Below are 5,876 nucleotides of genomic sequence, written 5' to 3' on the forward strand. Positions count from 1 at the left end.
CATAATAATTGTGAAAAGAATGCTAGTATTAGTATTTCTTAGAAATAAAAAAATATTACTGGAATTTTGAATTTCCAGTAATATAAATTACAAAACAAAATTATTACACAAATCTATAGACATTCTCGAAGTATATTACCTCTAGATTAAATATGTACTATTTTATAAATTATCTATAATTTCCTTAATATCAATTTCCAAATTTTCAATAAATCTTATTAGTTTTTCAAAAGAGTCATCATTCATTCTACCTATTACTTGAAAATTAATTTTATCTTTTTTAAAATAATATAGTTGTTCAGATTTAATATATCCTTCTCTGCCATTATCAGGATTAGTAAATTTATCATTACTTGATATAGGAAAATTTCCTGGAAACTTTAACTTTTTTTCTTTATGTTTTTCATTTTTAAATGATGACATGACATTACATACCATGTCATACGATAATCCTTGAATTTCTCCGTCCTCATCATCCAAAACTACAAATGAATGTTTATTTAAATATGTCCCATTATCTTTATAATTATCTATGATAATTATATCTCCTGCCTTGCACATTACTATGTTCTCCTCTTAATTGTTAATCCTTCTAATTTCTACTTTTTTATCTCCGGATATTACTTCCTTCGACCACTCAATTGGACTAACATCCTTTAGAGCTTCTTTTGATGAAACTATAATTGTATTTTTTTCTTTTCTTAATTTTTTAACATTTAATTTCATCCTATTCACTCTCCTCTTTTATACTTTTAATTATATACATTGTATCATATTTTTAATCATTAATAAATTGATTTAAAAATGAAATGTAAATCAATCTATTATCACTATGTTTCAAACTAATATCCTTTTTCTATGATATGAATTAAAATATATTTTTGTCACATTATATTTGTTAATGCATAAATACCCTAATTAAAATATCTCGTCAACTCTATTTCAGACTCTATATAAATAGCATCAATATAGTATGAGTTATACACTTTTACTTCTTTTCCGTTAAGTAAATATTTTTGAATTTTACTTTCGTCTACATCCGTTAATATTTCAAGCTTTTTTATTTCAGGTATATTTTTTTCAATTTCCATACATTGTTTAATAAATATTTCTTCATCAGCTTTATTACATATGTTATAATCATACATTTTTAAATCACTCCATTTCTAATGATTTATTTACTTCCTTTTTCAGCCAAAATACTGTCTATTCGCTCATCAGTAAGACCTATATTTTTTAAAAAATTATCTTTTCATATTATTACCTCCAAGCTACGTTTTTTACGAGCTTGCATCCCTTATTTTTTAGTAATTTACTTTTTCTTTTATGTCAAATGGATTGCGTGTAAAAAACTCCATGTCCATATTAATTCAAAAATATATTTTAGATTATCTAGTTTGGATTAATGCATTTGACTATTACGAGGTTGAAAAGGAAGGGTTTATAGAATTTGCTAATTCTATGATAAAAACAAGTACATTTGCATTAGCTAACAATAAAAAAATTGTTAGTCAAGGAGACTAAATAAAGTTACACATATACAGATGTGTAACTTTATTTATTTTATATACACTTATTATACATAAATCTAAGTAGCGCTTTTTATTATTAACTTTAAATTATATAATGGAAATTACTACTTCAAGAATAAATAAACTATTTTTTTATTCTTTCATATTTTTTCACACCATATTTGTCAAGTAGATCATCCCAAATATCTCCAAAGCTACATCCTAATATCAATTCAAATACAATTATATATACAGTATAGATTGGCATTATAATTAAGTATTTTTTGAAATTTTCAGTAAATAAATTCATTTTTATCACCACCAAATTAATAATCTTTCAAGTGTCCACCAAAACAGGTGTTTTCGTGAACACATAAAATAATAATAGTGTTTGATTCGCACTATATAACTATTGTTTCCTTTATACTATTTCAACGTTTTTACTAAGGCTCCTCTAGTCTTACTAAGAAGTTCATTTTTGATTATAAAGTTCCATACAGGTTCAAATTTTTTCCATGATCCTGCATAAGTAAAATGTTTTAATCTCATTCTAATTTCCTCATGTTCCCTTGAGGATTTATATATATTACTCCACTTATAAAAGTTTTTGTATGCTTGCTTATATCCATTTTTTCATATACTGAAGTTCCTGGGTAAGGTGTGAGAATATGATTAGTTGCTGTAGCTATGCCATTTTTTACTGTCCATTGTGTAGTTCTATGAAAAACATCTACAGTATAATCATCCCTTTTATTTACTTATTCATCCTCTTCAACTATCTTCATTCCACCACCAAAATACCAGTGATTTATTTCAATAAAGTCAATAAATTTTTCATAGAATTGATCTTCAGATACAGTTTTAGGAAGTGTAACACAGCCATTAATTTCAATTTCATATTCCTTTTCAATATTGTCTTTTTCAGGATATAAAACTCCATATAATCTTTCTAGTGCATCCATGTATTTTTCTACTCGTTTTTTATCTTCTACGGTTGGATTTTCAATGCGTGAAAGATTCATATTATCTTGCAAATCAGCAATTTTAACTCGGCATGCTATTTCATTTTTACTTATTCTATCAATAAATGCACTGTACTCTTCTTGGTCTTTTTTAGTCAATAAATCTAAGATTACTAAAACTTCCTCTGAAAAGCCTTCTTCTCTTAACTCGTTTAATGATATATTCGTATCTTCAATAATATCATGTAAGACAGCACATATCTTTTCTAAATCTGTATTACAGTTTTGCATAATTCTTAACGGATGTAATATATATGGTTGCCCACCCTTGTCTAGTTGCCCATAATGGGCTTTAGTTGCTATAAGTATTGCTTTTTCTAGCATTAGCACCCCTCCTTTTATCATTAAAACTTCATGCCCCAAATATAATATTTGTACTGTAATAGTAGCATATTTAGTGATTTTTCGCACAACCTGCCGGTTTTCCCCCCACCACTCTTGATAAATTAATGTTTGTTAGATAATAATATAGATATTTTAAATTTCTAAATGATTTATATGCTATTTACACATAATAAATATAAATATTCTAAATGGTAGGTGCAAATATGAAAGATAAAAAAATCAGTATCTTTAATTTAATACTTTATATTATATATATTTTTTCAATAATATTCTTTATATTTAAAGGTGAATATGGAAAAAGTGGATTAAGTGCAATTTGCTTAATTATACTCTTTGTATTAAATAAATTATATTCTAAAAATTATCCTATAATAGATAAAAGTTTATTTATATTTGGTAACTTATTTATATTATCTTCATTCTTATTAGGATCTTGTTATAACCTTTATGACAAAATTAAAATTTATGATGACTTTTTGCATTTTTGGTCAGGATTTATAACTGTTAAAATAGGCTGGAATATATTAAATTTTTTAAATATACAAAATTCATCTAGTAAAATAATAATTCTTATACTTCTTCTTTTCTTTGGTCTAGGTATGTCTGGTCTTTTGGAAATAATCGAGTATATATTAGATGTATTATTTAGTAAAGATACTCAATCAGGTGGGCTAAAAGATACTATGCAAGATATGATTGACGCTTTGGTTGGTTGCCTTATTATGTGTGGGTATTACCTTAGAAAAATAAAAAAAATAAATCAATAATTATAAGCATATGTTCTGTTTAAAAGGAAAAGATAGTATTGATTTGATAAAAAGGAGGGTTTAACTATGAAAGTAAAAGATCTAATGACAAAGGATGTATCATATGTAATAACAGGTTCTAATATAAAAAATGCAGCAGATATTATGAAATCTTTAGATGTTGGAATAGTTCCCGTTTGTGATAATAATCAAACTCCTGTTGGAGTAATAACAGATAGAGATATCGTTTTGAGAAGTGTTGCTGAAAATAATACGAATCAAAATGTAGAAAGTGTAATGAGTGGAAATATGGTAAGCGTAAGCCCTGATACAGATGCTCATGAAGCGGCTAGCTTAATGGCAAAAAATCAAATTAGAAGATTACCAGTAGTTGAAAATAATCAGATTGCTGGCATGCTTTCTTTAGGTGATTTAGCTAATGTAAATATACATGTTGATGAAGCTGGCCAAGCTTTAAGCTCCATTTCAAAACCAGGTAATTAAATAAAAACTCACCCCTTAAGTTAGATTTTACAGGTACTTTTATCCTGTGTCTATTTTAAGGGGTGATATTCATTTCAGATTTAAAAGTTTCCTTCCAGTTGCTTAGTTAAATCTATATAACAAATTCTAAGAATACATTCTTAGTAATCTTTCTATTTCATGTTTTATTTCATCAATTGTGTATTTTCTAGAATTCTCAAGTCTTATTCTTAGTTTTGTTTCATCCCTTCCCATATACTCACTCATAAAGCTCTTAATTCCTCTAACTTTTCTATCCACTTCTAAAATTAAGTCTACATGAGTATTTGTTGGTACAAACACTAATTCTAGCTCATCTAATCTATTTCTAAAATAACCTCCAAGGGGCATAAATTCAAATTCTTGTACAAAGTCATATTTGATCAGTCTTGCTGGACAATGCTCATTTTCAACTTCTCTAAGATGGAATCCTAACTCTGATATAGCATTTAAAACGTTTACCATATATTCATTAGGTTCTACATTTATGTAATCTCTATCTGATGTATCTATTGCCCCTTGTATATCCATATATGTTGATAGCCATACTTTTGATTTGTGCTTTGTAATAGGTACTCTTTTATATAAAATAAAACTAAATGGAACTTCATGTAATTCCTCTGGTTGTATAGTTTTATCTATTTTTATTTCACTTTCTTGAATACGTTGTGTTTTATTTACTGTTTTATCATCAACTTCTTGTTTGTAGTTAGTGTATACACCTATTGTTATGTCTTTTATATATTGCTCTACTTTACCACCTTTTATTTTGCATATTCCTTCTATTCTTTTTCCTGGCATAATGTTTTTTGTGTGAACTATTGTGTCTATTTTTGTGCCACCTATACCAAGTGTTGTAGCCATCATTTTATCAAATATCCCCATTATATACCTCCAATATATTTTTAGTACCTATATTTTATACTAAGTTTAATGTTTTCTCAAACCTTAGAAGATATATTGTATTGTATTATCTTATTTTCTTGAACAAATAAGAATATTATACTCATGCCTATAGATATAGAACCTAATAACAAATAAGTAATTAATTTAGTTTTTGATTGGTATCTTCCTTATTATCAGACTCATTATTTATATTGTTGTTAAAGTCATTCTAATCATTGCTATCACTACTATCATTATCATCACTAGTGCTATTGCTGTTGTAGCATGTTCTTGACACAATCTGCTAAGAACCCCACCCCTAGGGGGGGAATTCTGAGACACGCAGTGGCTCAGTTGCTAAAAGATACTACGCAAGATATGATTGATTTGAAAAAAGGAGGGTTTAACTATGAAAGTAAAAGATCTAATGACAAAGGATGTATCATATGTAACAACAGGTTCTAATATAAAAAATGCAGCAGATATTATGAAATCTTTGGATGTTGGAATAGTTCCTGTTTGTGATAATAATAAAACTCCTGTTGGAGTAATAACAGATAGAGATATCATTTTAAGAAGTGTTGCTGGAAATAATACTAATAAAAATGTAGAAAGTGTAATGAGTGGAAATATGATAAGCGTGAGCCCTGATACAGATGCTCATGAAGCAGCTAGCTTAATGGCTCAAAACCAGGTAATGAAATAAAATAAAAACTCACCCCTTGTATAATCTAGTTGTAACATTTGATAGAAAACTTTCTAATAATCTAACGAACATTAACAACTTTTCTAAATTTAAAAATCTATCTAAAATCCTACCGGATCTTAAGTCATTTCTTAGCTTG

General features: G+C 27.1%; 11 protein-coding genes. 4 read left to right on the plus strand and 7 right to left on the minus strand.

All coding sequences use genetic code 11. From position 1 onward, the window contains the following. Positions 1-162 precede the first annotated feature (162 nt). The 3 genes from K0040_RS19435 to K0040_RS19445 form a co-directional block, all read right to left on the minus strand. Complete coding sequence (locus tag K0040_RS19435; RefSeq protein ID WP_228110363.1) at positions 163-561, minus strand: type II toxin-antitoxin system PemK/MazF family toxin; 399 nt, start codon at positions 559-561, stop codon at positions 163-165. Positions 562-576: 15 nt separating this feature from the next. After that, on the minus strand, positions 577-726 hold the full coding sequence (locus K0040_RS19440; RefSeq protein ID WP_175487667.1) for a hypothetical protein: 150 nt from the start codon (positions 724-726) through the stop codon (positions 577-579). A gap of 188 nt (positions 727-914) precedes the next feature. Further along, complete coding sequence (locus K0040_RS19445) at positions 915-1,148, minus strand: hypothetical protein (protein ID WP_228110364.1); 234 nt, start codon at positions 1,146-1,148, stop codon at positions 915-917. Between the two features lie 178 nt (positions 1,149-1,326). Between K0040_RS19445 and K0040_RS19450 the strand changes: the two genes are divergently transcribed. Next, positions 1,327-1,524, plus strand: a complete 198-nt coding sequence (locus tag K0040_RS19450; RefSeq protein ID WP_228110365.1) for a hypothetical protein — start codon at positions 1,327-1,329, stop codon at positions 1,522-1,524. Positions 1,525-1,656: 132 nt separating this feature from the next. On the opposite strand, the gene K0040_RS19455 is transcribed toward K0040_RS19450, so the two are convergent. The 3 genes from K0040_RS19455 to K0040_RS19460 form a co-directional block, all read right to left on the minus strand. Continuing rightward, entirely contained in the window at positions 1,657-1,821 is a 165-nt protein-coding gene (locus K0040_RS19455; RefSeq protein WP_228110366.1) for a hypothetical protein, read from the minus strand. Between the two features lie 116 nt (positions 1,822-1,937). Next, on the minus strand, positions 1,938-2,060 hold the full coding sequence (locus tag K0040_RS20810) for a hypothetical protein (protein ID WP_265588943.1): 123 nt from the start codon (positions 2,058-2,060) through the stop codon (positions 1,938-1,940). 209 nt (positions 2,061-2,269) lie between these two features. After that, positions 2,270-2,857: a GTP pyrophosphokinase gene (locus K0040_RS19460; protein ID WP_316719980.1), complete on the minus strand. Its 588-nt coding sequence runs from the start codon at positions 2,855-2,857 to the stop codon at positions 2,270-2,272. Positions 2,858-3,081: 224 nt separating this feature from the next. Here K0040_RS19460 and K0040_RS19465 point away from each other — a divergent pair, with 224 nt between their 5' ends. Next, positions 3,082-3,645, plus strand: a complete 564-nt coding sequence (locus K0040_RS19465) for a DUF2238 domain-containing protein (protein WP_228110367.1) — start codon at positions 3,082-3,084, stop codon at positions 3,643-3,645. Between the two features lie 66 nt (positions 3,646-3,711). Then, positions 3,712-4,128 carry a CBS domain-containing protein gene (locus K0040_RS19470; RefSeq protein WP_228110368.1) on the plus strand — a complete coding sequence of 139 codons (417 nt, stop codon included), beginning with the start codon at positions 3,712-3,714 and terminating at the stop codon, positions 4,126-4,128. A 126-nt stretch (positions 4,129-4,254) separates the two neighbouring features. Here the strand turns inward: K0040_RS19470 and K0040_RS19475 are convergent, their stop codons facing one another. Continuing rightward, entirely contained in the window at positions 4,255-5,031 is a 777-nt protein-coding gene (locus tag K0040_RS19475) for a sporulation protein (protein WP_228110369.1), read from the minus strand. A gap of 409 nt (positions 5,032-5,440) precedes the next feature. Here K0040_RS19475 and K0040_RS19480 point away from each other — a divergent pair, with 409 nt between their 5' ends. Then, positions 5,441-5,737, plus strand: coding sequence for a CBS domain-containing protein (locus K0040_RS19480; RefSeq protein WP_228110370.1), 297 nt, complete (start codon positions 5,441-5,443; stop codon positions 5,735-5,737). Positions 5,738-5,876 lie beyond the last annotated feature (139 nt).

It is taken from the genome of Terrisporobacter petrolearius (assembly GCF_020748185.1).
GTDB lineage: Bacteria > Bacillota > Clostridia > Peptostreptococcales > Peptostreptococcaceae > Terrisporobacter > Terrisporobacter petrolearius.